Below are 23,803 nucleotides of genomic sequence, written 5' to 3' on the forward strand. Positions count from 1 at the left end.
GCACGGCACGCGAGCTGACGGGAGCATGCGTCATGTCAGAAGGAGGAAACACGGCGGAAGAAGGAGAAACGACGTCCGCCCGTTGCTGACGCGTGCCGACCGCGCCTGGCGATGCCGGCCCGCGTCAGCCTTGCGTCAGTACGCCGGCGATCTCCGACGCCCAGGCGTCGATCGCGGCCCAGTCGCGGTGGTCGCCGAAGCGGCCGCCGACGAGACGGAACATGACCCGCCCGGCGCGCGGCAGCTGGGCGCGGGTGATGACGCCCGAGAACAGCCGGTGCTCGCGGTAGGACAGACCGCCCGGCAGACCCTTTTCGATCACGGGGATCTCCTTCGGGGCCAGGCGCCGCCACGGCCCGCGCAGGGCGGCCGGCATCCCGACGCTGAAGATCCATACGGGGCGTGGCCCCAGCACGTCCAGGTTTTCCCGCACGAAGTCCGTGGCCGGGTCCAGCCAGGCCTGTCCGTGTACGGCGCTGCCGAGGACGAACGCCTTGTAGGCGTCCGCGTCGTCCACCGCCTCCATCGGCCTCGCCTCGGCCTTCAGCCCCAGCTCGACCAGCCTGGCGGCCAGGCGCTCGGCGACGCCGCGGGTCGATCCGTGTGCGGTTGCGTATCCCACCAGTACGTCCATGACGTCACCTCGGCATTTCTCGTGCCCGCAAGCGGCCACGGCCCGTTCCCGTCGGTACCCGACCTTGCACGCCCGCTCAGGTCCGGTAGTGCCGGTGGTCGTCGTGGTCGCCGATGAAGTGCCGCTCCTCGATGACCGTCTCCCGTTCGCCGGGCCGCCGGACCGTGCCGGGCGTGGCCATGAAGACGATCAGGCCGATGACGCCGGCGCACATCAGGGCGAAACCGACGACGAACGAGCTGTATCCGAAGACCAGGCACGCACCCAGTACGGCCGCACCGATCAGGATGAGAGGGATCATGACTGCCTTCCTCCATCGTCTTCACTGCCTGCTCTCCGTTCCCCTCAAGCGTGTGGCCGGGACGGTGGGCGGCCCAGGGGCTGAGCGGGCAGGCAGCCGGGCCGAGTGGCCCTCGGTGTCCGTGCGCGCGGCCCCCTGCCGTCTCTCCCGCATCCGTGCTTCCCCGGCGCGCGGCGGCATGGGCCGAACGTCCCCGGCCGGGACCGGACCGGCCCCTGCTGCCGCCGTGCCGCGGGTGGCACGGTGAGGGTGGAGTCCTGGGCCGAGTTCCCGTACAGACCGACGAAAGGCGGTGGGGAAGATGGAGTTGCCCCTGGTCGTGGGCGTCGACGGATCGGACGGAAGCCTCGCTGCAGTCGACTGGGCCGTGGACGAGGCGGCCCGGTACGGTCTGCCGTTGCGGCTGGTGTACGGCTCGCTGTGGGAACGCTACGAAGGCGCCGTCCCGTCCGACAGCGTGGAGCGCCCGTCCGAGCAGGTGATGGCCGAGCACATCGTCGCCTCCGCGGCGGAACGCGCCCAACGGCGCAACCCGGAGGTCAAGGTCAGCGCCGAAGTGATCCCCGAGGAGGCGGTCGCCGCACTCCTGCGGGAGGGCCGCAACGCCTCCGTACTGGTGACTGGCTCACGCGGGCGCAGCGAGCTCGCGGGCCTGCTTCTCGGCTCGGTCGGGCTGGCTGTGGCTGCCCGTGCCCATGGGCCCGTGATCGTGGTCCGTGGCGACGAGGCCGGCCGGGAGGCCACTCACGAGCGGATCGTGCTGGGTGCGGGCGAGCCGGCGACCGGCGGTGAGGCAGTGCGGTTCGCCTTCCGCGAGGCCGAGGCACGCGGGTGCACCCTGGACGTCGTGCGCGCCTGGCGCTGCCCCGCGCACGAAGGCGCCGACCACCCCAAGCTGGCCGAGGATCCGGCGCACCGCCACGAGGAACGGGCCTCCGCCCTGCTCGACTCCCTGCTGGAGGACGCGATCGCGGACCACCTGGGGGTCCGGGTGCGCCGCAGCACGGTCGAAGGACCGGCGCGCAAGGTGCTGCTGGCCCGGTCGGCCGCCGCGGACCTCGTGATCGTCGGGGCGCAGCGCAGGAGCGGTCACCTCGGCCTCCAGCTCGGCAGGGTGGCCCACACGCTGCTGCACCACTCCGACTGTCCGGTGGCGGTCGTGCCGCAACAGGCGTGACCGTGCACCGCCCCCCGACTCCCGTCACGTCCCGCGACCTGCTCGCACCGGTGCTGCGGGACGTGCGAGCCTTCGTCTTCGACACCGACGGAGTGATCACCGACTCCGCCCGGGTGCACGCCGCAGCCTGGAAGACCGCATTCGATGCCTTCCTGCGCGTCCACCCGCCCCAAGACCCCGACCGTGGCCGCCCGTTCGACGTACGGGACGACTATCTGCGGTACGTGGACGGCAAGTCCCGCCTAGACGGAGCCGCGGCCTTCCTGGACTCGCGCGGCATCGACGCGCCGGCCGAGACGGTGCGGGCCGTGGCCGCGGACAAGGAGCGCCTGTTCACCGAGCGGCTGCGCGTGCACGGCGTCGCGGCGTACCCCGGAACGGTCCGCCTGGTACGTGCCCTGCGCCGGGCCGGGGTACCCCGGGCGGCGGCCTCCGCGTCCCGCCACGCAGGCGAACTGCTCGACCGGGCAGGGGTTCTCGACCTGTTCGACGTCCTCGTGGACGGGGGTGAGGCGGCCCGGCTGGGCCTGCCCGGCAAGCCGCGGCCCGACCTCTTTGAGGAGGCGGTGCGCCGGCTCGGCGTCCCCGCCGGCCGTGCCGCGGTCGTCGAGGACGCCCTGGCCGGCGTGGAGGCGGGCCACCGCGGCGGCTTCGCCCTGGTGATCGGCGTGGACCGCGCAGCCGACCCGGAGACCGCGGAGAGGCTGCTGCAGCACGGAGCCGACATCGTCGTACCCGACCTCGGAGAACTCCTCGTGCAAGGAGCGTCGAAGTGACGGCCTGGACCTGGGAGTACGAGGGCTACGAGCCCGCCGACGAACGCCTGAGGGAATCACTGTGCACACTGGGCAACGGCTACTTCGCCACGCGGGGGGCACTGCCCGAGTGCGCCGCGGACGAGGTGCACTACCCCGGCACCTATGTGGCCGGCTGCTACAACCGCCTCACCTCCGACGTGGCGGGCCACCGGGTCGAGAACGAGGACATGGTCAACGTGCCGAACTGGCTGCCGCTGCGCTTCCGGCTCCCCGGCCGGGCGTGGCTCACCCCCGACACCGCGACCGTGCTCGAGCACCGCACGACCCTGCATCTGTCCGCCGGGCTGCTGGAGCGACGGACGCGCTACGACCTCGGCGAGGGGCGGGTGCTGGCGGTGCGTCAGCATCGCCTTCTGCACATGGCGGACCCCCATCTGGCCGCGTTGCGCACCGAGTTCACGGCCGAGGGCTTCACCGGCCGGCTCGACGTCGAGGCGGCCCTCGACGGCGGCGTCACCAACTCCGGAGTCGAGCGCTACCGCGACCTCGACGGCCGCCACCTCACCCACGTGCACACCGGCACCGCCGCCCCGGACACCGTGTGGCTGCGCTGCCGCACCCGGACGTCGGACATCCGCATCGGCATGGCGGCCCGTCTGAACACCGACGCAACGGTCATGGTCCGAAACGAAGTCCCGCGCGCCGCACAGCTGTTGCACCTGGACCTGGCCGACGGCCGCACCGCCACCGTTGACAAGACCGTCGCCCTGCACACCTCGCACGATCCGGCGATCAGCGACCCGCTGTACGCCGCCGTCGACCGGGTGACCCGGGCGCCGGGCTTCGACGAACTGGTCGAGTCGCACCTCACGGCCTGGGATCAGCTCTGGCGCCGCGCCGGCCTCGACGTCGCCGGGGAGGCGGGCCGCATCCTGCGGCTGCACCTCTTCCACGTCCTGCAGACGGTCTCCCCGCACACCGCCGACCTCGACGTCGGCGTGCCCGCCCGGGGACTGCACGGCGAGGCCTACCGCGGTCACGTCTTCTGGGACGAGCTGTTCGTCCTGCCCTATCTCAATCTGCACTTCCCCGAGGTCTCGCGCGCCCTGCTGCGCTACCGTCACCGGCGACTCGAACAGGCCTGCACCGCCGCGCGGGAGTTGGGCCGCCGCGGTGCGCTGTATCCCTGGCAGAGCGGCAGCGACGGGCGCGAGGAGACCCAGCGGCTGCACCTCAACCCTCGCTCGGGGCGCTGGCTGCCCGACCACTCCCGGCTCCAGCACCACGTCGGTTCGGCCATCGCGTACAACGTGTGGCAGTACTGCGAGGCGAGCGGCGACACCGAGTTCCGGCACACCAAGGGTGCCGAGATGCTGCTGCAGATCGCCCGCTTCTGGGCCGACTCGGCCGTCTACGACGAGGCCCTCAAACGCCACCGCATCAAGGGCGTGGTCGGCCCCGACGAGTACCACGACGCCTACCCCGGCGCGCACGAGCCCGGCCTCGACGACAACGCGTACACGAATGTCACCGCCGCCTGGGTGCTCGCCCGCACGCTGGAACTGCTCGGCTCCCTCCCCGAGCCCCGGCGGCGCGAACTCGTCGAGCGGGCAGGTCTGGACGGCGGCGAACTCGAACAGTGGGAGGACGTCTCACGCACCCTCCATGTGCCCTTCCACGACGACGTCATCAGCCAGTTCGAGGGCTACGGCGACCTTGCCGAACTCGACTGGGACGGCTACCGCCGGCGGTACGGCGACATCAGGCGCCTCGACCGGATCCTGGAGGCGGAAGGCGACACCGTCAACCGCTACCGGGCCTCCAAACAGGCCGACGTACTGATGCTGGGGTACCTCTTCGCACCGGCCGAACTGCAGAGCCTGTTCCGGCGGTTGGGGCTGCGGCTCGACGAGGACACCTGGCGGCGCACCGTCGACCACTACCTGCGGCGCACCAGCCACGGCTCCACACTCAGCGGCCTGGTCCACGGCTGGGTCCTGGCCCGCGCCCGGCGCGCAGAGGCATGGAAGTTCTGCCAGGAGGCCCTCCAGGGCGACATCGCCGACGTTCAAGGCGGCACCACCGGCGAGGGAATCCACCTGGGCGCCATGGCCGGCACCCTCGACCTCGTCCAGCGCGGACTGACCGGACTGGAGACACGGGGCGGGGCGCTGTGGCTCGATCCCGTGCCGCTGCCGGAACTGTCCTCGTACGGGTTCGCCCTGCGCTACCAGGGCCACTGGGGAGTGCAACTGAGGCTCGAGCGCGGTCTGTTGGAGATCGCCGTGCCGTCGTCCGACGGCTCACCGATCGACGTACGACTGCCGGACCGGGCGGTCTGCCTGCAGCCGGGGGAGACGGGCCGACTGGCGCTCGGAGGCTGACGGCGAACCGCGGCCGGGCCCGCCAGGACCTGCCGAAGGGCCGGTCGGTGCGGCCTCGGGGCCCGTACGGCCCAGTGCGGCGGAGGACCGGCGGGAGAAGGCTGGGACCACTGGAAGGGAGGGCCGCCATGAACGGTCCGGTTGTGGTGGGAGTGGACGGCTCGCCGTCGAGTCTCGCGGCTGTGGAGACAGCCGCGCGGGAGGCCGAACGGCGCGGGGTGGGACTGGAGTTGGCGCATGCCCTGGCGTGGTCCTCGGGGCAGGTGCTGCCCGGGGTGGCGCCCTGGGATCCGGACGGTGCCGGGCTGCGGGACCGGGTGAACGAGGCATTGACGGATGCCGAGTGGCGGGCCCGCAAAGTGGCGCCGGAGCTGATCATCACCCGTGAAGTCCTCGTGGGCGAAGCGGTGTCGGTGCTGGAGTCCGAGGCACGCGCCGCGTCGCTGGCCGTGGTGGGCACTCGTCGGGTGAGCGGGTTGCGCCGTCTGCTGCACGCCTCGATCGCCGGTCGGCTGACCGCCCACGGCTCCTGCCCGGTGCTGGTCGTGCGCGGCAGGCACAACCGGACCGGTCCCGTCGTACTGGCGTGCGTGCCGGCGGCGGCCCGGGAAGCGGCCGAATTCGCCTTCGCCGAGGCCTCGGAGCGCGGCGTGGATCTGGTGGTCCTGCACCACCATGACCGGAGTCCGGGCAACGGCTCCCTGTCCGGCCTGCGTGAGAAGTACCCGGACGTCACCGTGCACTCTCGGCCGGACCGGGGCCGCCGTCACCGCGCCCTCGCCGAGGCCAGCGTCGGCGCCCAGCTCGTCGTGGCGGGTGTGCGGCGCCGGGGCGGCACGGCGGCCGCGCTGTCGGCCCCGGACGGCCGGTCGATCCTGCGGCACGCGCACTGCCCCGTCGCTCTGGTCCCGTCGGGGAAGTGAATCACCGCACGGTGCGGTCGCCCGGCTCGGGCTGCTCCAGATGCGTGGCGAGCACCGCGGCCTGCACCCGGCGCTGGACGCCCAGCTTGGCCAGCAGCCGTGAGATGTGGTTCTTGACGGTCTTCTCCGACAGGTAGAGCCGCTTGCCGATCTCGCGGTTGGTGAGTCCGTCCCCGATCAGCGCGAGGATCTCCCGCTCACGCGGGGACAGGCCCGCCAACTCGGGCGCGACGGCCGGAACTTCGGCCGGCTCGGCGCGCAGGGAGCGCATCAGCCGGGCCGTCGTCGCCGGGTCCAGCATCGACTGGCCCGAGGCGACGGTGCGCACCGCGGAGACCAGGTCCGAACCCTTGATCTGCTTGAGCACATAGCCCGAGGCCCCGGCCATGATCGCATCGAGCAGCGCCTCCTCGTCGTCGAACGACGTCAGCATCAGCACGGCCAGCTCCGGCATACGGCTGCGCAGGTCGCGGCAGACCGTGATGCCGTCCCCGTCCGGCAGGCGTACATCCAGGACGGCCACGTGCGGCCGCACCGCCGGCGCCCGGACGAGCGCGTGTTCCACGTTCTCGGCGTCGCCGACGACCGAGATGTCCGGCTCGGCCTCCAGCAGGTCGGCGATACCTCGTCGGACGACCTCGTGGTCGTCGAGCAGGAAGACGCGGATCGGGTCCTGCGCCGTGAACGTGCGTGCCTCGGTCATGTCGACCCCTTGTTCCCCGGAGGTGTGGCGCACGGACTGCGGGCGTGCGTCACGACGATCATCACTCGCGAGGGCCGGTCGCACTAGGGCCGACCGGCCCCACTCGTGGCCGCGGCGCACCCGGTCCGTGTTCGCGGAACACCGGCTGCCCCTCCCATTGGGGACGCCGTGGTGAGACCTTTTATATGTGTCCGTCCTCATTGCGCCCTGAGGGGGTGTGACCGATGCGGAAGGCCAGACGCGCGAAGGTCATGGGGTGGCGCTGGCGCAGCAATCCGCTGCGGCGGCACAGCGACGTGGTGGAGGCGTGGATCGTCCTGCTCGCCTGGGCGGTCGCGACGGTCGGAGCGGTCCTAGCGGGGGTCGTCGGGGCGCAGGCAGCGCAGCGGGCGGTGGAGCACGACCGGGCGGGGCGCCGACCGGTGTCCGCGGTGCTCGTCAAAACCGTGCCCGGCGACGGCCGGGACGTGGTCACCGGCATGAGGTACGACCGGGTGCGGGCGACGGTGCGCTGGAGCGACGGGAAGGGAACCGTCCGTACGGGCACGACGGACGTGAAGCCCACGGCGAAGCCGGGCAGCGCGGTGTCGGTGTGGACGGACGGCCATGGCCGGCTGGTGTCGGCACCTGTGAACTCCGTCGAGGCGACGACACGTGTGGTGCTGGCCGGCACCGGAGTCGCGCTGGCCACCGGGCTGGTGGTGCTCGGTGGCGGGCTGCTGGTACGGCTGCGTGTGCAGCGGCGGGCCACCGAGCGGTGGGGCGCCGAATGGGAGCGGGTCGGGCGGCAGTGGGGGCACACGACCGGCTGAGGCGAACGGGACCGGTCCGCGGAGCCGACCGCGGACCGGTCCTGCGTGTTCAGCCCGCGGTCCGGTCCGGCCCGTCGAGTGCGAAATCCACGTCCACGACGCCCTCGACAGCCCGGACCAGGCGCGCGGCCACGGGCACGAGGGAGGTGTCGTGGACCCGGCCGCCGAGCGTCACGACGCCGTCCCGGACCTCGACCCGCACAGCGCACGAAGGCGTCGGGAAGAGGTACGACACGACCTCCCGCCGGACCTCCTCGGCGATCTCCTCGTCGTCCCGCAGGAACACCTTGAGCAGGTCCGCCCGGCTGACGATGCCCTCCAGACGCCCCGTCTCGTCGACCACGGGCAAGCGCTTGACCCGGGCCCGCGCCATGGCTCGCGCGGCCTGCGCCAGCGTGGCGTCCGCGCGGACGGTGAGGGCCGGGGAGGTCATCAGCTCACCGGCGGTGACCGAGCCGGCCTTGGCGAGATCGGACAGCCGCCGCAACTGCGTGTACCGGTCGGGATCGCTGTCGCGGAACTCCTCCTTGGGCAGCAGATCCGCCTCGGAGACAACCCCGACGACCTGGTTCCCGCCGTCCACCACGGGCACCGCACTGACCTTCCGGTCCTGCATGGTCCGCACGATGTCCTTGAAGGCGGCCTCGCGGCCGACGGCGGCGACGGTGCGGGTCATCACGTCACTCACGATGTGCGGGGATGCATGCACGACGTCTCCTTGATCGCTTCGGTCCTCGCGGTCGCGGGCGGGTTCACCGCCGGGTGTCGCTGCCGTACGGGGCGTACAGGTCCAGCAGGCGCACCCGGGCCGCCTGCAGCCGGTGGGCGACGACCTCGCCCACCCATCGGGCGATGGTCCGTCCGAACGCGGGATCCTCCTGGCAGATCGTGCGCACGGTCGTGGCGTCGAACTCGTACGTCCGCAGCGGCGAAGCCGCCTCGGCGCCGAGATGCCAGGTGTACGGAGCGAACAGCCAGGACCAGCCGACGAGTTCGTTGTGCCCGAGGGACTCGATGACGGCCGCCCGGCGGCCGGGCACGCGCATGTCGAGATCGACCGTGCCGGTGCGGATGATCCAGAACCGGTCGGCGTGACCGCCCTCCTCGAAGAGCCGGGTGCCCTCGGGGAACGACACCTCCCGGGCGATCTGCATCAGCCGCTGGCGGTGCTCGGCAGGCAGCGCCCGCGGCATGCTCGTGGTTGCGGGAGCGTTCATGGCGTGCCTCCACTCAGGCGTACGGAGCTACCACTCCCAGCGTGTGCGCGCGGCTCGCAACGGACCAGGGGCCACCCGGCCCCACGATCGGGCCGACCGGCGGGGCGTTCCACCCCTGTGGCACCCTGTGCCACCCGCCCGCCCGCGGTTCGATGGTGGTGAGAGAGCCACTCGACTGAGCGGAAAAGAGCGGAAAGGAGGGGAACACCATGGGTACGAGCCTGACTCCGGAGTTCTGGCGGCAGTCCGCCGTTCTCCTGGTGATCGCCATGACCGTCACCTTCGTGCTCACCGCGGCGCTCGACGCGCTGGTCCTGCGGGCACAGCAGCGCCGCGCCGCGCGTCGGCCGTCGGGCACGGGGACGACCGGAACGGCCGGGACGAAGACGCGCCTGCCGGAGCGCACTGTCGTGCGTACGCCCGCGAGGAGCTGACACGACCTGGCGTTGCCCCAAGCGCGGATGTCGCGTTCCAGGGCTGAATGTTCTTGGGTGCGTCACGGCGGATCTTCAGATGCCGTAGTTCGACACGGCCGCCACTGGCTCTGCGACGTGCGCCGTGCACGCAGTCGCCCGGTGCAACCGGAAGCTGTCCGTACGCGGCCCGGCGCCGCTCATTCGTGATCGACAGCTGGACCGAGCCCCACACCGAGGACCGGGTCAACGGCCTCAGGATCGGCACGACCGAACTGGGTTACGCCAAGCTCGCCATCCGCTGCGCCGTCACCCTCGTCGACCAGGAGTCGGGGCAGCGGGCAGGCCCGGAACCACTGCGCACCCTCGCGGGCTGCCGGCGCTCATCCCAGCGCGGAGTCGCCTTCGGAACCAAGCTCGCCGTGCTACGGACCGGCAAGATCGCCGTCGGCGACGCCCTGACCGTCACCTCGTGGGGTGAGTCCCAACTGCCCGGCCCCAGGCCGCTCCTGGGAAGACAACGCCGTTCCTCAGCTGTTGAACGCGATGGCACGGTCGACACGTGGCCATCCGGGGCGTGACCGTCCAAGGCTTGTCCCAACGACGAGGAGTGGTGATCACGCGATGAAGGCGGTGCGGTTCCACGAGTACGGCGGGATCGATGTGCTGCGGGTGGAGGAGGTGGAGCGGCCCGCGCCCGGCCCCGGGCAGGTGCTGGTCGAGGTCCGCGCGGCCGGGATCCAGCCCGGCGAGGTGATGATCCGCAAGGGCGCGCGGCACAAACGCTGGCCTGCGACGTTCCCCTCCGGGCAGGGCAGCGATCTGGCCGGCGTCGTGGTGGAGGTCGGTCCGCAGGTGCGGGGCTTCGCGGTGGGCGACGGGGTCTTGGGCTTCACTCACAACAGAGCGAGTCACGCGGAGTTCGTCGTGGTCGACGACGTGAATCTGACCTCGCTGCCGGAGGGGCTGTCCTGGGACGTGGCCGGGTCGTTGTACGTGGCCGGCACGACCGCATACGCCACCGTGTTCGCGGTGGACCCCGGACCGGCCGACACGGTCGTCGTCTCCGGTGCCGCAGGCGGCGTCGGGTCTCTTGCCGTGCAGCTCGCGCGACGGCGCGGCGCCACGGTGATCGGGCTGGCGAGCGAGCGGAACCACGCCTGGTTGAAGGATCACGGTGTCGTCCCGGTCGAGTACGGGGAGGGCGTGGCCGAACGGATCCGGCAGGCTTCCGGCGGGAACGTCGACGCGTTCATCGACACGTTCGGCGAGGGCTACGTGGACCTGGCAGTGGAGTTGGGCGTGCGGCCCGAGCGGATCAACACGATCCGCGATTGGCAGGCCGCGGCCAGGGTCGGGGCGCGAACCTACGGAGAAGGTGCGGCGGCGTGCGCGGTCGTGGTCGGCGAACTGGCCCGGCTTGCCGCGCGCGGGGAGCTGGAGGTGCCCATCGCCCGCACCTACCCCCTGGAGCAGGTGCGAGACGCGTTCCGCGAACTGGAACAGGGGCACGCCCACGGCAAGATCGTGCTCCGGCCCTAGCGTCGGCCGCGCCGGGGCCCGCAAGAAGGGCCCTGGCCGACGAACCGGCCGGCCACGCCGTCGGCCGGTTTCGCGGTGGACCGACCACGAAGATCCACCTTGCTGCCGTTCCCCGCGTCGGCCCGTGGCAGGACCCTGATCCAAACGGCACCGCCTATCCCTCGCGGCTCCACTTCCGATACGCCGCCACGGCCGTCGGCAGGGTCGGAAAGATCAGGTCCCGGCCCACCGCTTGGGTGAGCCCGTACGCCTCCAGGTCGTCCAGCAGGTCCTGCTTGACCCGGGCGAGGGCGAACACGATGCCGCGGCGGGTGAGTTCGCGGCGCAGTTCGTCGACCGCGTCCAGGGCGGTGATGTCGACCTCGACGTTGGCCTCGGTGTTGAGGACGAACCAGCGGACCGGGGCGGTCTGTTCGTCCACCGCGGCCAGGGCCCGGCGGTGGAAGTCCTGGGCGTTGGCGAAGAAGAGCGGTGAGTCGTAGCGGTAGACGAGCAGGCCCGGGATGGTGCGGGCCTGCGGGTAGTCGTCCACGTCGTGCATGCCGGCCACGCCCGGCACCAGCCCCTCGACGGCGTCGTGCGGGCGCGCCACCCGGCTCAGCAGCTCCGCCACGGACAGGCCGACGGCGACGATCACGCCGTAGAGGATGTCCAGGGTCAGCACCCCGGTCAGGCAGCCGAGGGCCAGCAGCAGTTCGCGCCGCCGGAAGGAGGCCAGTCGGCGAAAGCCCGCCAGGTCGATCATGCGGACCGCCGCGTACACCACGAGCGCACCCAGCACCGCCGACGGGGTGCGGGAAAGCAGAGGGCTGAGGAACAGCAGGACGGCAAGCACGACCGCCCCCGCGGCCAGGGAGTACGCCTGGCTGCGGGCGCCGGTCGACGAGGCGAGCGCGGTACGGCTGGCGCTGCTGCTCACCGGGAAGCCGTGCATACATCCCGCTCCGAGATTTGCCGCGCCCAGCGCCAGGAACTCCTGGTTGGGGTCGAGCGCGGGGCCCTCGTCGTCACGGCCGGTGAAGGCCCGCGCCGTGAGGATGAAGTCCGTGTAGCCCACCAGCAGGACGCCGAGGGCGGGCAGCACCAGGTGCGGCAGCTCGGTGAGGTCCGGCAGCGCGAGGGTGGGCAGCCCGGACGGGACCTCGCCGATCGTCTTGATGGCGTACCGCTCGTCGAGGTCGAACACGGCCACGGCCGCCGTGCCCAGCACCACCGCCAGCAGCGGGCCCGGCACCGCGGGCACCACCCGCACCACCGTGAACAGGAAGGCGAGGGTGACGGCGGAGAACAGCACCGTGGCCGCGTGCGCCTGCCCCAAGTGCCGTACGAAAGACCACAGTTGGGGGAAGAAGGCCGAGCCGGTCGTGGACACACCGGTCAGCTTCGGCAGCTGGTCCACGATCATGATCAGTGCCACGCCCGCCAGATAGCCGATCAGGACGGGGCGGGAGAGCAGGTCGGCGACGAAGCCCAGACGCAGTGCCCAGGCCGCCAGGCACAGCAGTCCGACCGTGACGGCGAGGGCGGCGGCCAGGGAGGCGTAGCGGCCGGGATCCGAGCCCGCGAGCGGGCCCACAACGGTCGCCGTCATCAGGGCCGTGGTCGACTCGGGGCCGACGGAGAGCAGACGCGAGGAGCCCAGCAGTGCGTAGAGGGCGAGGGCGGGCAGGATCGCCCACAGCCCGGCCACCGGCGGCAGACCGGCCACGCCCGCATACGCCATCACCTGCGGCACCAGATACGCGGCCACCGTCACGCCCGCCAGCAGGTCCCCGCGCAGCCACGCCCGCCGGTACCCGAGCAGCGCGGCGAGCCCGGGCAGCACTCGGCGCCAGGCCCGTGAGTGATCGAGGAGCGTGCCGACCGCGGGCACCGCCCGCCACCCTGCGGATCTTCGGACCATGGCCCGCCTTTCGCCGTCTGACCTCAGGATCCACCAGCCGGACACACCGCGGCAGCCACCTCCCCGATATGGGGCCGGTCGGCCCCGGCTCAGGACCAGCGGCCCCTGCACCTCGCCCCCTCTCGGGGCCGACGCTGGAAGCGAATCCGACCGAGAGGTGGAGATCATGATGCCCCGTACCGTCACCGTGGGTCTCGACGGTTCCCCCGAGAGCCGGGCCGCCGCCGAATGGGCGGCCCGGGAGGCGAGTCTGCGTGGCCTCGCACTGAAGCTGGTGCATGTCTGGGAGGCCGTGCCGGACCCCATCGCACAGGCGCCGCTGCTCGGCGCCGAGACGTTCCAGCACTGGACCGAGCGGGTTCCCCGTGAGGCCGCCGAAGGGCTGCGGCTGCGTCACCCCGGCGTCGAGGTGACCACCGAGCAGGTCGCCGGACGGCCTGCCGAGGTCCTGGCCCGCGAGGCGAAGGAAGCCGAACTGCTCGTCCTCGGTTCCCGGGCCATGAGCGGGATCGGCGGCTTCCTGGTCGGCTCGGTCGGCTACGAGGTCGTGGCGCACGCGGGCCGTCCGGTGGTCCTGGTGCGCGCCGGCGAGCAGGCCCTGGACGAGCACGCGAAGGACCCGGCGGGCATCCCGTCCACCGCGGCCCCCTACCTGCCCGTGGTGCTCGGCCTGGACACCGACTCGCCCGACGAGACGCTGATCGACTTCGCCCTCGACGCGGCCGTCCGCCGGTCCACGTCCCTGCGGGTCGTGCACGGCTGGAACCCGTCGCCGTACATCGCCTACGGCGTCCCCGCGGACCTCGAGGGCCACCGGGAGCTGGCCCAGCAGGAGGCCGCCGCCCTCACCGAGGTCATGCGCCCGTGGCGGCAGAAGTTCCCGGACCTCCCCATCACCGAGGAGTCCCGCTACGGCAGCCCCTCGAACTACCTGGTCGACGCCTCCGCCGACGCCTCCCTGGTCGTCGTCGGCCGGCGCCACCAGCGCGCACCGCTCCGTCCGCACATCGGCCCCATCACGCACGCCGTCCTGCATCACGCCACCGCCCCCGTCGCCGTCGTGGCCCACGACTGACACCCCTGAACACCCCTGATAGGAGCTGAACAACCATGAAGGCAGCCGTCGTACACGCCTTCGGCGCGCCCCTGGTCATCGAGGACCGGCCCGACCCCGAGCCGGGCCCCGGCCAGGTCAGGATCCGCGTCGAGGCGTCCGGGCTGTGCCACACCGACATCCACGCCGCGCACGGCGACTGGCCGGTCAGGCCGAACCCGCCGTTCGTGCCCGGACACGAGGGCGTCGGCCTCGTCGAGGAGCTCGGCGAGGGCGTCACCCACCTGTCCGTCGGGCAGCGCGTCGCGGTGCCGTGGCTGGGCCGGGCGTGCGGGCGGTGCGAGCACTGCCTGTCCGGCTGGGAGACGCTGTGCGAGCAGCAGGTCAACACCGGCTACGGCTGCGACGGCGGCTACGCCGAGAAGATGCTGGCCTGGGCCGACTTCGCCCAGCCGGTGCCCGACGGCGTCAGCGCCTTCGAGGCGGCCCCGCTGACCTGCGCCGGCGTCACCACGTACAAGGCCCTGAAGGTGGCCGGTGTCCGCCCCGCCCAGCTGGTGGCGATCTCCGGCATCGGCGGGCTCGGGCACCTGGCCGTGCAGTACGCCAAGATCGCCGGCGCCCGGGTGGCCGCGATCGACGTCACCGACGAGAAGCTCGAACTGGCCGCCGAACTCGGCGCCGACCTGGTGATCGACGCCCGCAAGGACGACGTCGGCGGGGTGCTCAAGGCGCACGGGGGAGCGCACGCGGCGATCGCGCTGGCCGTGAACCCGGCCGCGTTCGAGGCCGTCAACTCCGGCCTGCGGCGCGGCGGCAAGCTCGTCATGGTCGCCCTGCCTGCGCACGGCACCATCCAGGTCCCGATCTTCGACACCGTGCTGAACGGCACCTCGGTGATCGGTTCCATCGTGGGCACCCGGCAGGACCTCGCCGAGGTCTTCCAGCTGCACGCGGCGGGCCGCACGAAGGTCGAGTACGAGACCCGGCCGCTGGCCTCCGTCAACGACTCGATCGACGAGGTGCTGCGCGGCCAGGTCAAGGCCCGCATCGTGTTCGATCTGGGAGCCGGGCGATGAGCACGCCGCAGCTTCCGGTCGTCGTCGGCGTCGACGGCTCCGAGCCGAGCCTGCGCGCCGTCGACTGGGCGGCCGACGAGGCCGTGCTGCGCGGGGTGGAGCTGCGGGTGGTGTACGCCTCGCTGTGGGAGCGCTACGAGGGCACCGCACTCGCCACGGACCTCGGCAAGCCGTCCGAGGCGGTGCTCGCCCAGGACGTCGTCGACAGCGCGGCCCGGCGGGCGCACGCCCGCCATCCGGACCTGAAGGCGACACCGGTGGTGCTGCCGGAGGAGCCCGAGTACGCCCTGGTGCACGAGGGGCGCCAGGCCTCCGCGCTGGTGGTGGGCAGCCGTGGCCGCAGCGGCCTCGCCGAGCGGCTGCTCGGTTCCGTCAGCCTGTCGGTGGCCGCGCACGCCGACTGCCCGGTGATCGTGCTGCGCGGCAGCCACGACAAGCAGGCGGTGCCGGGCACCCACGGGCGTGTACTCCTGGGCGTCGGGGAGGACGGCGCCGAGTCGCCGGCCGTGCGCTTCGCCGTCGCCGAGGCGCGCCGCCGCGGGGTGCCCCTGGAGGCCGTACGGGCCTGGCGGTGCCCCGCGCACGAGAGCACCGACCACCCGCTCATGGCCGGGGAACCCGCCCGGCTGCACGAGGAGCGGGCCGTGGCGGCGCTGGAGGGGGCGCTGCACGACCTGCCGGCGGACGCCGACGTGCACCGCCGCACCATCGAGGGCCACGCCCGCAAGGTGCTGACGGACCTCTCTCACGACGCCGACCTGCTGGTCGTGGGGGCCAAGCGCCGCGAGGGGCACCTCGGGCTCCAGCTCGGCCGCGTCGCCCACGCGGTACTGCACCACTCCGCCTGCCCGGTCGCCGTCGTGCCGCGGTGGGTGCAGACGTAGTGACCGGCTTACAGGTTCGCCGCGTGGTCGGGGACGTACGTCTGCAGATCGCGCGGCGGGCGCAGATAGCCGGTCGACCGCGGCCGGTCCGGGAGCTCCAGCACGGGCGGCGAGACCTCGTGATAGGGCAGGGAACCCAGCAGATGGGCGATCATGTTCAGTCGTGCCCGGCGCTTGTCGTCGCTCTCCACGACGAACCACGGCGCCTCCGAGATGTCGGTGTGCACCAGCATCTCGTCCTTGGCCCGGGAGTACGCCTCCCAGCGGGTGATCGACTCCAGGTCCATCGGCGACAGCTTCCAGCGCCGCACCGGATCGTCAAGCCGGCGCCGGAAACGCTCCTGCTGCTCGGTGTCGCTCACCGAGAACCAGTACTTGCGCAGCAGGATCTTGTCCTCCACCAACATGCGCTCGAAGATCGGGCACTGCCGCAGGAAGAGCTGGTACTCCTCCGGGGTGCAGAAGCCCATCACGTGCTCGACCCCGGCCCGGTTGTACCAGGACCGGTCGAACAGCACGATCTCCCCGGCGGCCGGCAGATGCTCCACATACCGCTGGAAGTACCACTGGGTGCGCTCACGCTCGGTCGGCTTGGGCAGCGCCGCGATCCGCGCCACGCGCGGATTCAGATGCTCCGCCACCCGCTTGATGGTGCCGCCCTTGCCCGCCGCGTCCCGCCCCTCGAAGACGACGACAAGGCGGGCGCCCTCCGCACGCACCCACTCCTGCAGCTTCACCAACTCCGTCTGCAGACGCAGGAGTTCCTTCTCATACATCCCGCGCGGCAGCCTCGCCGCGTTCTTGCCGGCCATGCCGCCTCCACCGCCCCGTTGACGCACGTCGATGACTTCCGGAGTCCCTGATGCCCAAGGTCGAACACCAGAACAGCAGCACCGTACTGACCGACGACGAACTGCGCACCCTTGACGCGCACTGGCGGGCCGCCAACTACCTGGCCGCCGGACAGATCTACCTCATGGCCAACCCGCTGCTGCGCGAACCCCTCCAGCCGGAGCACATCAAGCCGCGGCTGCTGGGCCACTGGGGCACCTCGCCCGGTCTGAACCTCGTGTACACCCACCTCAACCGCGTCATCAAGGCCCGCGGCCTGGACGCACTGTGCGTGTGGGGGCCCGGCCACGGCGGACCGTCCGTGCTGGCCAACTCCTGGCTGGAGGGCACCTACAGCCAGACGTATCCGGACGTCGGCCGGGACGGGGCCGGCATGGAGCGCCTGTTCCGCCAGTTCTCCTTCCCCGGCGGCGTACCGAGCCATGTGGCGCCGGAGACTCCCGGCTCGATCCACGAGGGCGGCGAACTGGGCTACTCGCTGTCGCACGCCTACGGGGCGGCCCTGGACAATCCGAACCTCCTGGTCGCGTGCGTGATCGGCGACGGCGAGGCGGAGACCGGACCGCTGGCCGCCTCCTGGCACTCCAACAAGTTCCTCGACCCGGTCCACGACGGCGCCGTGCTGCCGATCCTCCACCTCAACGGCTACAAGATCGCCAACCCGACGGTGCTCGCGCGGCTGCCCGAGCACGAGCTCGACGAGCTGCTGCGCGGCTACGGCCACTCGCCGATCCATGTCAGCGGCGACGACCCGGCCGCCGTCCACCGCGCGATGGCCCACGCAATGGACTCCGCCCTGGACCGCATCGCCCTGCTGCAGCAGTCGGCCCGCGAGGACGGCGTGGCGGAGCGCTCGCACTGGCCCGTCATCGTGCTGCGCACCCCCAAGGGCTGGACCGGCCCCGCCGAGGTCGACGGGGTGCCGGTCGAGGGGACCTGGCGCGCCCACCAGGTCCCCCTGTCCGAGGTGCGCGAGAACCCGGAGCACCTGCGGCAGCTGGAGGCGTGGCTGCGCTCGTACCGCCCCGAGGAGCTGTTCGACGCCGACGGCCGGCCGGTCGCCGACACCCTCGACTGCGTCCCCGAGGGAACCCGGCGCCTGGGCGCCACCCCGCACGCCAACGGCGGCCTGCTCCTGCGCGATCTTCCGCTCCCGCCCCTCGACCGGTTCGCCGTGCCCGTCGACAAGCCGGGCACCACCCTCCACGAGCCCACCCGGATCCTCGGCGACCTCCTCGAACAGGTCATGGAGGACACCTCCGCCCGCCGCGACTTCCGGGTCGTGGGCCCCGACGAGACCGCCTCCAACCGGCTGCAGGCCGTCTTCGACGCCAGCGGAAAGGCCTGGCAGGCCCAGCACCTCCCGGTCGACGAACACCTCGACCGGCACGGACGCGTGATGGAGATCCTCTCCGAACACACCTGCCAGGGCTGGCTGGAGGGCTATCTGCTCACCGGCAGGCACGGGCTGTTCTCCTGCTACGAGGCCTTCGTGCACATCGTCGACTCGATGGTCAACCAGCACATCAAGTGGCTCAGGACATCAAGGCAGTTGCCGTGGCGCGCCCCGATCGCGTCCCTCAACTATCTGCTCACCTCGCACGTCTGGCGCCAGGACCACAACGGCTTCTCCCACCAGGACCCCGGCTTCGTCGACCACGTCCTCAACAAGAGCCCCGAGGTCGTACGGGTGTACCTGCCGCCGGACGCCAACACCCTGCTGTCCGTCGCGGACCACGCGCTGCACAGCCGCGACTACGTGAACGTGATCGTGGCCGGCAAGCAGCCCTGCTTCGACTGGCTCTCGATGGACCAGGCCCGCGCCCACTGCGCGCGCGGCGCCGGCATCTGGGAATGGGCGGGCACGGAGAACGGCGGCGAACCGGACGTCGTCCTCGCCTGCGCCGGAGACGTACCCACCCAGGAAGTGCTGGCCGCCGCCCAGCTGCTCCGCCGCCACCTGCCCGAACTCGCGGTCCGTGTGGTCAACGTCGTCGACATGACCCGGCTGATGCCGCGCGAGGAACACCCGCACGGCATGAGCGACTTCGAGTACGACGGCCTGTTCACCCAGGACAAGCCGGTGATCTTCGCCTACCACGGCTACCCGTGGCTGATCCACCGGCTCGCCTACCGGCGCACCGGCCACAAGAACCTGCACGTGCGCGGCTACAAGGAGTCCGGCACCACGACCACACCGTTCGACATGGTCGTCCGCAACGACCTGGACCGCTACCGGCTGGTCATGGACGTCATCGACCGGGTGCCCGGGCTGGCGGTGCGCGCGGCGGCCGTACGCCAGCGCATGGAGGACGCACGCCAGCGCCACCACGACTGGATCCGCGTGCACGGCACCGACCTGCCGGAGGTCGCGGACTGGACCTGGAACGGCTGAGCTCGAGCCGGTCGACGAAGCGGCGGCTCGGACGGCGGCCGAGTGCACGAGGAGTCCACCGGCGGGCTGTCGTACCTGCCCCGGTGGACCCCTTGACGGGGACCGATCGGCCCATGTGTTCCCGGCCGCCGTGACCGAACCTGAAGACAGGCGACATCCCTCGAGACGTCCGCCGCGTCGGCCCGGTGCAAGGAGGCGCAGCCATGACCACCGCGACGACCACCCGCCCGACCAGGAAACTGCCCGCCGAATACCGGGGCAGGCTCATGAGCATGGCGCACGACGTGCGCTACCCGCCGGAGACCCGACTGTTCAACGAGGGCGGACGGGCGGACCACTTCTTCATCGTCGAATCGGGCACCGTCGCCCTCGACATGCGGGTGCCCGGACGCCGTGCGGCCGTCATCGACACCCTGGGGGCAGGTGAACTAATCGGCTGGTCCTGGCTCTACCAGCCCCACGTGTGGCGCTTCGGCGCGCGGACGGTGGGCCCGGTGCGCGCCTACGAGTTCGACGCCGAGGCCGTCCGGAGGATGTGCGAGGCCGATCCCGAGATGGGGCGGTCGATCGCGCTGTGGGTCGGCGAAGCCGTGGTCCGCAGGCTGAACGCGGCTCGCACCCGGCTGCTCGACCTGTACGCGCCCTACGGCAGCGGAGCACGGGGATGAAAGCCTGGTCACAGGCTCTGAGTCCCCTCCCCGCCGTGGAGAGCGCACACTGGGTCGTGGGTGCGGTGTCCGAGGCCGACCTGCCGCAACAGCTGACCGTCCCCGATTCGCCCGAGCCGGCCCGGCTGCAGGCGCGCGACGCGGTCGTGATGCCGGCGCCTGTGCAGTTGCGCCGGCGCACACGAGATCTTCGAGTCGAGAGGCAAGGGGGTGTCGAGCCATGGTGCGGACGCGCCCCACGCGGGTGAAGAAGGTGCGGTTGTGGCGGTGGCGGCACAATCCCCTGCGGCGCCACAGCGACGCCGTGGAGGCCTGGATCGTCCTGGCCACATGGATCGTCGCCCTGGTGGGCGGCCTGCTCGCGGGCCTGGCGGCGGATGCGGCCCTGCAGGACAGCCTCGCCGCACGACGCGCGGCCGTGCACGCCGCGTCGGCCGAGCTCACCGAGAACGCAGACCGGACCACGACCGTGTCGACGGACGGTGGCGGCGGCGACACGGTCTGGGGAAAGGTGCGCTGGACGGCCGCCGACGGATCCACACACACGGGCCTGACGCGGGTCGACCCGGGCAGCACCGCGGGCACCTCGGTCACGGTGTGGATCGACAGCCGGGGTGAGTTGGCGACCCGGCCTCCCACCGGGGCTGAGGCGGGTATGCAGTCGGCACTCACGGGTGTGCTGGTCGCGGCGGGTGCCGGCGGCATGGTCCTGGGCTGCGGACGGTTGACACGGCACCGGCTGGACCGGCGGCGGATACGCGCCTGGGAGGCCGAGTGGGAGCGCGTCGGCCCCCAGTGGCGGAAGAAGATGAGCGGATGACCTGGGGCATCAAGCCGCGTTCACAGACTCCAGTCCGTCGCCGACAACGGGGTTCGTGCACACCTTTCAACAAGTCGGCTCGGAAGCAGGAACCGCCTGCGGCGCCACCGATCAAGGCAGCGCGGAGGTCCCGGACCAGAGGCTCGGGGCGGTACCACTGCTCGCGTCGAACGGTCGTCAGCTCAGGCTCCGGGCCCGGCGGCGACGCACGATGAGGAGCGTCCCGGCACCCGTGACCACCGCCGCGACAGCCGCGCCCGTCATCGGCAGCGCCGAGGAGCCGGTCTCTGCCAGGTTGCCGCCATCCGTCGTCGTCCCGTCGTCGCCGGTCGACGACGACCCGCCGGCTGATCCGCCCGAGCCGCTGGGCGAGCCGCCCGTCGAGCCGGTCGGCCCCCCACCCGTGACGTCCAGCGTGATGTCGGCCTTGTCGTTGGCCTTGTCGGGGTCGAACGGCCGCGCTTCGGTGCTCAGCGCCACCGAGCCCTTGGCGTCCGCCACCCGCTTGTCGATCTTCAGCTCGAAGGTGTAGGTCAGTCGGCCGCCCTCGTTGAGAGCCCGCTGACTCGTGCCGCAGTCGTACGCCTCGCCCTTGGCCTTGCAGTACCCGGGGGTCTTGACGGCCGACGTTCCGGCGGGCGGCGTGACCATGACCCTTACGGTCGGCTCCCCCAGCTTGGCCATGACCCAGGCAGGCCCGGCGTTGGTGAACTCCACCTTCATCGGCAGCGTTTCACCGACGCTCCCCTTCAACGCGGCACCTGTCACCTGGAAGTCGGCCGTGTTGACGGTGGTGATGGGCACATCGACGACTCGCGCGGCCCCCTCGCCCCGGGCCTGGCTTTCGACCAGTTTCACCGCCGGTGCGGTTCCCGCCACCGGCGGAGTGCCGTTGTCGTCCGCCCCCGGATCGTCCTCCCCGACCCGAAGGCGCAGCTCGTCGTTGAGCGCGCGGTCCAGTGCCTTGACACGGAGAGGCCTCTCGGGCGTGTAGACGACGCCCGGCTCCACCGCCTCGTCGAACTCGCACACCGCGGTCCACCTCTCGGGCATCTCGTCGTAGGGCCGGACGTACTGGGTTCGGCAGTTGGAGGGAACCTCCCCGAAATCGAGTCCCCGGGTGACGGCGTAGGTGACCCACACTTTCTCGGCGGCTCCGGTGCCCTTGTTCGCCACGGTGACCGGCAGATCGAAGGTGCTCCCCGGTTTCACCCCGTCGATCGGCTCGATGCCTCCAATGACCAATTCGGGTGCGGTCTCACCGGCGAAGGCGGCGGGAGCCGCGGCCAGCGCGATCAGGCCGGCAGCGCCGAGGGCGGCAACAGCGGCACGGGAGGCGCGACGGTTGGGCGGGGACATCGGCATGGAGAGAACCTCTGTTGGAACGGGGGCAAACGGACAGTGTTTTCCAGGAGGACACCCCTGCGATCCCTAGACTCCTGGCGGTCTTGAACAGTTGCACGCCCGGTGCCTCCTCCGCCTTGTGATCGCACCACCGGACGCCATGCGTCCCGCCCCGATGCCGGCATCGATTGCAGGACTCCCGACGCGAGCACTTGGGATCCTGGAGACCGCCACCCTGACTTCCTCGGTCCGGCTCCTGCCGCCCTGAGCTCAGCACCGCTCAGCGCTGCCGACCCGCGACTCGGGCCCGCAACCACAGGAACCAAAAGGCCAGAGGTGCCTGCTCCACGTTTCTGGTCCGTCCGCGTCAGCGAGGGACACCTGCATCGTCCAGGTACTCGTGCATGGTCTCCGTGGGCAGGCTCGGATTGCTGAGGGCATAGGCGGCGGTTTCCGGATTTCGGCAGCTTTGGAGGATGAGGTCCACCGGCAGTGCGGGGTGCGCGGCTGCCATGGTACGAACACGCTTGTCGGCGTCGGCGAGCAACCGGACCACTGCGTCGATGGGCGCTTCGGAGTCGAGTCCCACAAGCCACCGCTTGTTCGGGTCCAGGTCGTCGGCGAAGCGTTGTCCGTTGCCCACGCGCGGGAAGTTCGGGTGGCCCAGGAGGCCTCCCTTGGTGATGACCTTGCAGTCCAGATACGTCTGCAGCACCACCTCGCCGTCGACAGTCGGCTGGTTCTCACAGAGCAGGAGTCGTACGGGGTAGTCGTCGTCCTTGGACAGCAGATCCACAGCGTCGGCAGGCAAGTGTCGGCTGTAGGCGGCGCTGCGCCGAAGGAGGGTGTTGGACGACTTGGCGCACTGGCGCAAAACGTCGGGATCGGCGCAGAGGCGAACCCATTCGACGGGATGGAGCCGGTCGGACGGCTGGATGGTGATGTCGACGGCGGTGCGTTCGGTCTCCGTCAGTTCGGGTCTTACCGACACCGCCAGCCGGACACTGTGTGCGTCGTCGTTCGCCAATGTCCTGACGATGTCGATGGGAGCCTTGAGGTTGGCCGCCAGCTCTCGCCGGTCCTCCTCGTCCGTGCTTGCCGCGAGTTGTTCGGCGGTCGCCGCGCTCATGGCGCCGTACCTGATCACCTCCTGCCTGGCGAAGCGGTCGAGGCCTGCGCCGAGAAGAAGGTTCGTACAGCCCGCTTCATCACGGCAGGCCTGCATCATGGCTGCCCGACGCACCTCGTCATCGGCGTCGCGGAGCAGACGGCTTCGCGCGTCCTCGGCCAGCAGGGTCCACTGGTTGCAGGCTGCACGGCGAAGGTCCGCGTCCGGGTGGCCGGCGAGCCCGGCGATCAGGTTTGGGGCTGTATGGCGGCAGAGGGCCGCGCTCCGACGGACCTGAGGTTCCGGATCGGCGAGCAGGCGATGCTGGATGGACAGCGGCAGAGGCTCCACGGGGATGCGGAACCAGTCGGGTCCGTCGGCCAGAGCGCGGCGGACACGTGGATCCGGATCGTCCACGAGCCGAGCGCGTTGTTCCGCCGTCACTCCGGGGTTCGCAGCGAACGCCGTCCGCAGCCTGTGGTCGGGATGCGTGACTATGGCACTTACAACCTCGTCCGGCAGAGCGCGCCAGGCGATCATGTCCCAGGCTGCTTTGGCTTCCTCGCGCAGCAGCCTGATCAAGACCTCGCCCGGCGCCGCAGGATTTCGCGCGATCGCGGCAACGGTCTCGCGATGACCTCGATCCCCACTCATGATGGCCTTCCCCCCTTTTCCTCAACACCCGTCGCGGGCCCGCAGATTGTGGGCATGCTGCCCGTACAAGGTCAACGTCGGCGATCACGCTCCGCCGCATCAGCCATGGCCAGGTGTCCTACTGCGAGCGATGCCCGGCGCGAGGCGCACCACCGATGACGGCACACGCCCCGCCCAC

General features: G+C 71.5%; 23 protein-coding genes. 14 read left to right on the forward strand and 9 right to left on the reverse strand.

The annotated features are described in order from the left end of the window. Positions 1–124: 124 nt before the first annotated feature. On the reverse strand, positions 125–634 hold the full coding sequence (locus tag ACFY10_RS32040) for a flavodoxin domain-containing protein (protein ID WP_390668712.1): 510 nt from the start codon (positions 632–634) through the stop codon (positions 125–127). A gap of 76 nt (positions 635–710) precedes the next feature. Continuing rightward, positions 711–935: a hypothetical protein gene (locus tag ACFY10_RS32045; protein WP_390668713.1), complete on the reverse strand. Its 225-nt coding sequence runs from the start codon at positions 933–935 to the stop codon at positions 711–713. A gap of 301 nt (positions 936–1,236) precedes the next feature. On the opposite strand from ACFY10_RS32045, the gene ACFY10_RS32050 reads away from it, so the two are divergent. The 4 genes from ACFY10_RS32050 to ACFY10_RS32065 all read left to right on the forward strand — a co-directional run bounded on the left by ACFY10_RS32050 (position 1,237) and on the right by ACFY10_RS32065 (position 6,177). Further along, positions 1,237–2,112, forward strand: coding sequence for a universal stress protein (locus ACFY10_RS32050; RefSeq protein WP_390668714.1), 876 nt, complete (start codon positions 1,237–1,239; stop codon positions 2,110–2,112). 2 nt (positions 2,113–2,114) lie between these two features. Further along, positions 2,115–2,888 carry an HAD family hydrolase gene (locus ACFY10_RS32055; RefSeq protein ID WP_390668715.1) on the forward strand — a complete coding sequence of 258 codons (774 nt, stop codon included), beginning with the start codon at positions 2,115–2,117 and terminating at the stop codon, positions 2,886–2,888. Continuing rightward, positions 2,885–5,254: a glycoside hydrolase family 65 protein gene (locus tag ACFY10_RS32060; RefSeq protein WP_390668716.1), complete on the forward strand. Its 2,370-nt coding sequence runs from the start codon at positions 2,885–2,887 to the stop codon at positions 5,252–5,254. Before ACFY10_RS32055 ends, ACFY10_RS32060 begins: the two co-directional genes overlap by 4 nt. 128 nt (positions 5,255–5,382) lie before the next feature. Then, positions 5,383–6,177, forward strand: coding sequence for a universal stress protein (locus tag ACFY10_RS32065; protein ID WP_390668717.1), 795 nt, complete (start codon positions 5,383–5,385; stop codon positions 6,175–6,177). 1 nt (position 6,178) lies between these two features. Here the strand turns inward: ACFY10_RS32065 and ACFY10_RS32070 are convergent, their stop codons facing one another. Then, positions 6,179–6,880 carry a response regulator gene (locus ACFY10_RS32070; protein WP_390668718.1) on the reverse strand — a complete coding sequence of 234 codons (702 nt, stop codon included), beginning with the start codon at positions 6,878–6,880 and terminating at the stop codon, positions 6,179–6,181. 224 nt (positions 6,881–7,104) lie between these two features. On the opposite strand from ACFY10_RS32070, the gene ACFY10_RS32075 reads away from it, so the two are divergent. Further along, positions 7,105–7,692: a hypothetical protein gene (locus ACFY10_RS32075; RefSeq protein WP_390668719.1), complete on the forward strand. Its 588-nt coding sequence runs from the start codon at positions 7,105–7,107 to the stop codon at positions 7,690–7,692. A 49-nt stretch (positions 7,693–7,741) separates the two neighbouring features. Here ACFY10_RS32075 and ACFY10_RS32080 read toward each other — a convergent pair whose 3' ends face one another. Continuing rightward, the gene (locus ACFY10_RS32080; protein WP_390668720.1) at positions 7,742–8,401 is read right to left on the reverse strand and encodes a CBS domain-containing protein; all 660 of its coding nucleotides are present in this window, start codon (positions 8,399–8,401) and stop codon (positions 7,742–7,744) included. Positions 8,402–8,444: 43 nt separating this feature from the next. Continuing rightward, on the reverse strand, positions 8,445–8,909 hold the full coding sequence (locus ACFY10_RS32085; RefSeq protein ID WP_390668721.1) for a cyclic nucleotide-binding domain-containing protein: 465 nt from the start codon (positions 8,907–8,909) through the stop codon (positions 8,445–8,447). Positions 8,910–9,118: 209 nt separating this feature from the next. On the opposite strand from ACFY10_RS32085, the gene ACFY10_RS32090 reads away from it, so the two are divergent. From ACFY10_RS32090 to ACFY10_RS32100, 3 genes are all read left to right on the forward strand, one after another. Beyond that, the gene (locus tag ACFY10_RS32090) at positions 9,119–9,343 is read left to right on the forward strand and encodes a hypothetical protein (RefSeq protein ID WP_390668722.1); all 225 of its coding nucleotides are present in this window, start codon (positions 9,119–9,121) and stop codon (positions 9,341–9,343) included. A gap of 185 nt (positions 9,344–9,528) precedes the next feature. After that, positions 9,529–9,903 carry an MOSC domain-containing protein gene (locus ACFY10_RS32095; protein ID WP_390668723.1) on the forward strand — a complete coding sequence of 125 codons (375 nt, stop codon included), beginning with the start codon at positions 9,529–9,531 and terminating at the stop codon, positions 9,901–9,903. A gap of 43 nt (positions 9,904–9,946) precedes the next feature. Next, positions 9,947–10,864: an NADP-dependent oxidoreductase gene (locus tag ACFY10_RS32100; RefSeq protein ID WP_390668724.1), complete on the forward strand. Its 918-nt coding sequence runs from the start codon at positions 9,947–9,949 to the stop codon at positions 10,862–10,864. Positions 10,865–11,018: 154 nt separating this feature from the next. Here the strand turns inward: ACFY10_RS32100 and ACFY10_RS32105 are convergent, their stop codons facing one another. Next, a complete protein-coding gene (locus ACFY10_RS32105) occupies positions 11,019–12,767 on the reverse strand; it encodes a SulP family inorganic anion transporter (protein WP_390668725.1) in 1,749 nt (582 codons plus the stop codon). A gap of 169 nt (positions 12,768–12,936) precedes the next feature. Between ACFY10_RS32105 and ACFY10_RS32110 the strand changes: the two genes are divergently transcribed. From ACFY10_RS32110 to ACFY10_RS32120, 3 genes are read left to right on the forward strand one after another with little or no spacing between them, the layout of a single operon-like run. After that, positions 12,937–13,842: a universal stress protein gene (locus tag ACFY10_RS32110; RefSeq protein ID WP_390668994.1), complete on the forward strand. Its 906-nt coding sequence runs from the start codon at positions 12,937–12,939 to the stop codon at positions 13,840–13,842. 35 nt (positions 13,843–13,877) lie between these two features. After that, positions 13,878–14,900 (forward strand): zinc-dependent alcohol dehydrogenase, encoded by a 1,023-nt coding sequence (locus ACFY10_RS32115; protein WP_390668726.1) that lies wholly within the window; start codon positions 13,878–13,880, stop codon positions 14,898–14,900. Next, positions 14,897–15,784 (forward strand): universal stress protein, encoded by an 888-nt coding sequence (locus ACFY10_RS32120; RefSeq protein ID WP_390668727.1) that lies wholly within the window; start codon positions 14,897–14,899, stop codon positions 15,782–15,784. The genes ACFY10_RS32115 and ACFY10_RS32120 overlap by 4 nt, the downstream gene beginning before the upstream one ends. Positions 15,785–15,792: 8 nt before the next feature. On the opposite strand, the gene ppk2 is transcribed toward ACFY10_RS32120, so the two are convergent. Beyond that, a complete protein-coding gene (gene ppk2 / locus ACFY10_RS32125) occupies positions 15,793–16,596 on the reverse strand; it encodes a polyphosphate kinase 2 (protein WP_390668728.1) in 804 nt (267 codons plus the stop codon). A gap of 50 nt (positions 16,597–16,646) precedes the next feature. Here ppk2 and ACFY10_RS32130 point away from each other — a divergent pair, with 50 nt between their 5' ends. The 3 genes from ACFY10_RS32130 (at position 16,647) to ACFY10_RS32140 (ending at position 20,519) form a co-directional block, all read left to right on the forward strand. After that, positions 16,647–19,031 carry a phosphoketolase gene (locus tag ACFY10_RS32130; RefSeq protein ID WP_390668729.1) on the forward strand — a complete coding sequence of 795 codons (2,385 nt, stop codon included), beginning with the start codon at positions 16,647–16,649 and terminating at the stop codon, positions 19,029–19,031. 203 nt (positions 19,032–19,234) lie between these two features. Continuing rightward, complete coding sequence (locus ACFY10_RS32135; RefSeq protein ID WP_390668730.1) at positions 19,235–19,699, forward strand: cyclic nucleotide-binding domain-containing protein; 465 nt, start codon at positions 19,235–19,237, stop codon at positions 19,697–19,699. 220 nt (positions 19,700–19,919) lie between these two features. Next, the gene (locus ACFY10_RS32140) at positions 19,920–20,519 is read left to right on the forward strand and encodes a hypothetical protein (protein WP_390668731.1); all 600 of its coding nucleotides are present in this window, start codon (positions 19,920–19,922) and stop codon (positions 20,517–20,519) included. A 177-nt stretch (positions 20,520–20,696) separates the two neighbouring features. On the opposite strand, the gene ACFY10_RS32145 is transcribed toward ACFY10_RS32140, so the two are convergent. Further along, the gene (locus tag ACFY10_RS32145; protein WP_390668732.1) at positions 20,697–21,884 is read right to left on the reverse strand and encodes a hypothetical protein; all 1,188 of its coding nucleotides are present in this window, start codon (positions 21,882–21,884) and stop codon (positions 20,697–20,699) included. A 346-nt stretch (positions 21,885–22,230) separates the two neighbouring features. After that, positions 22,231–23,625 (reverse strand): hypothetical protein, encoded by a 1,395-nt coding sequence (locus tag ACFY10_RS32150; protein WP_390668733.1) that lies wholly within the window; start codon positions 23,623–23,625, stop codon positions 22,231–22,233. Positions 23,626–23,803: the final 178 nt, after the last annotated feature.

The organism is Streptomyces sp. NPDC001401, from assembly GCF_042895385.1.
GTDB lineage: Bacteria > Actinomycetota > Actinomycetes > Streptomycetales > Streptomycetaceae > Streptomyces.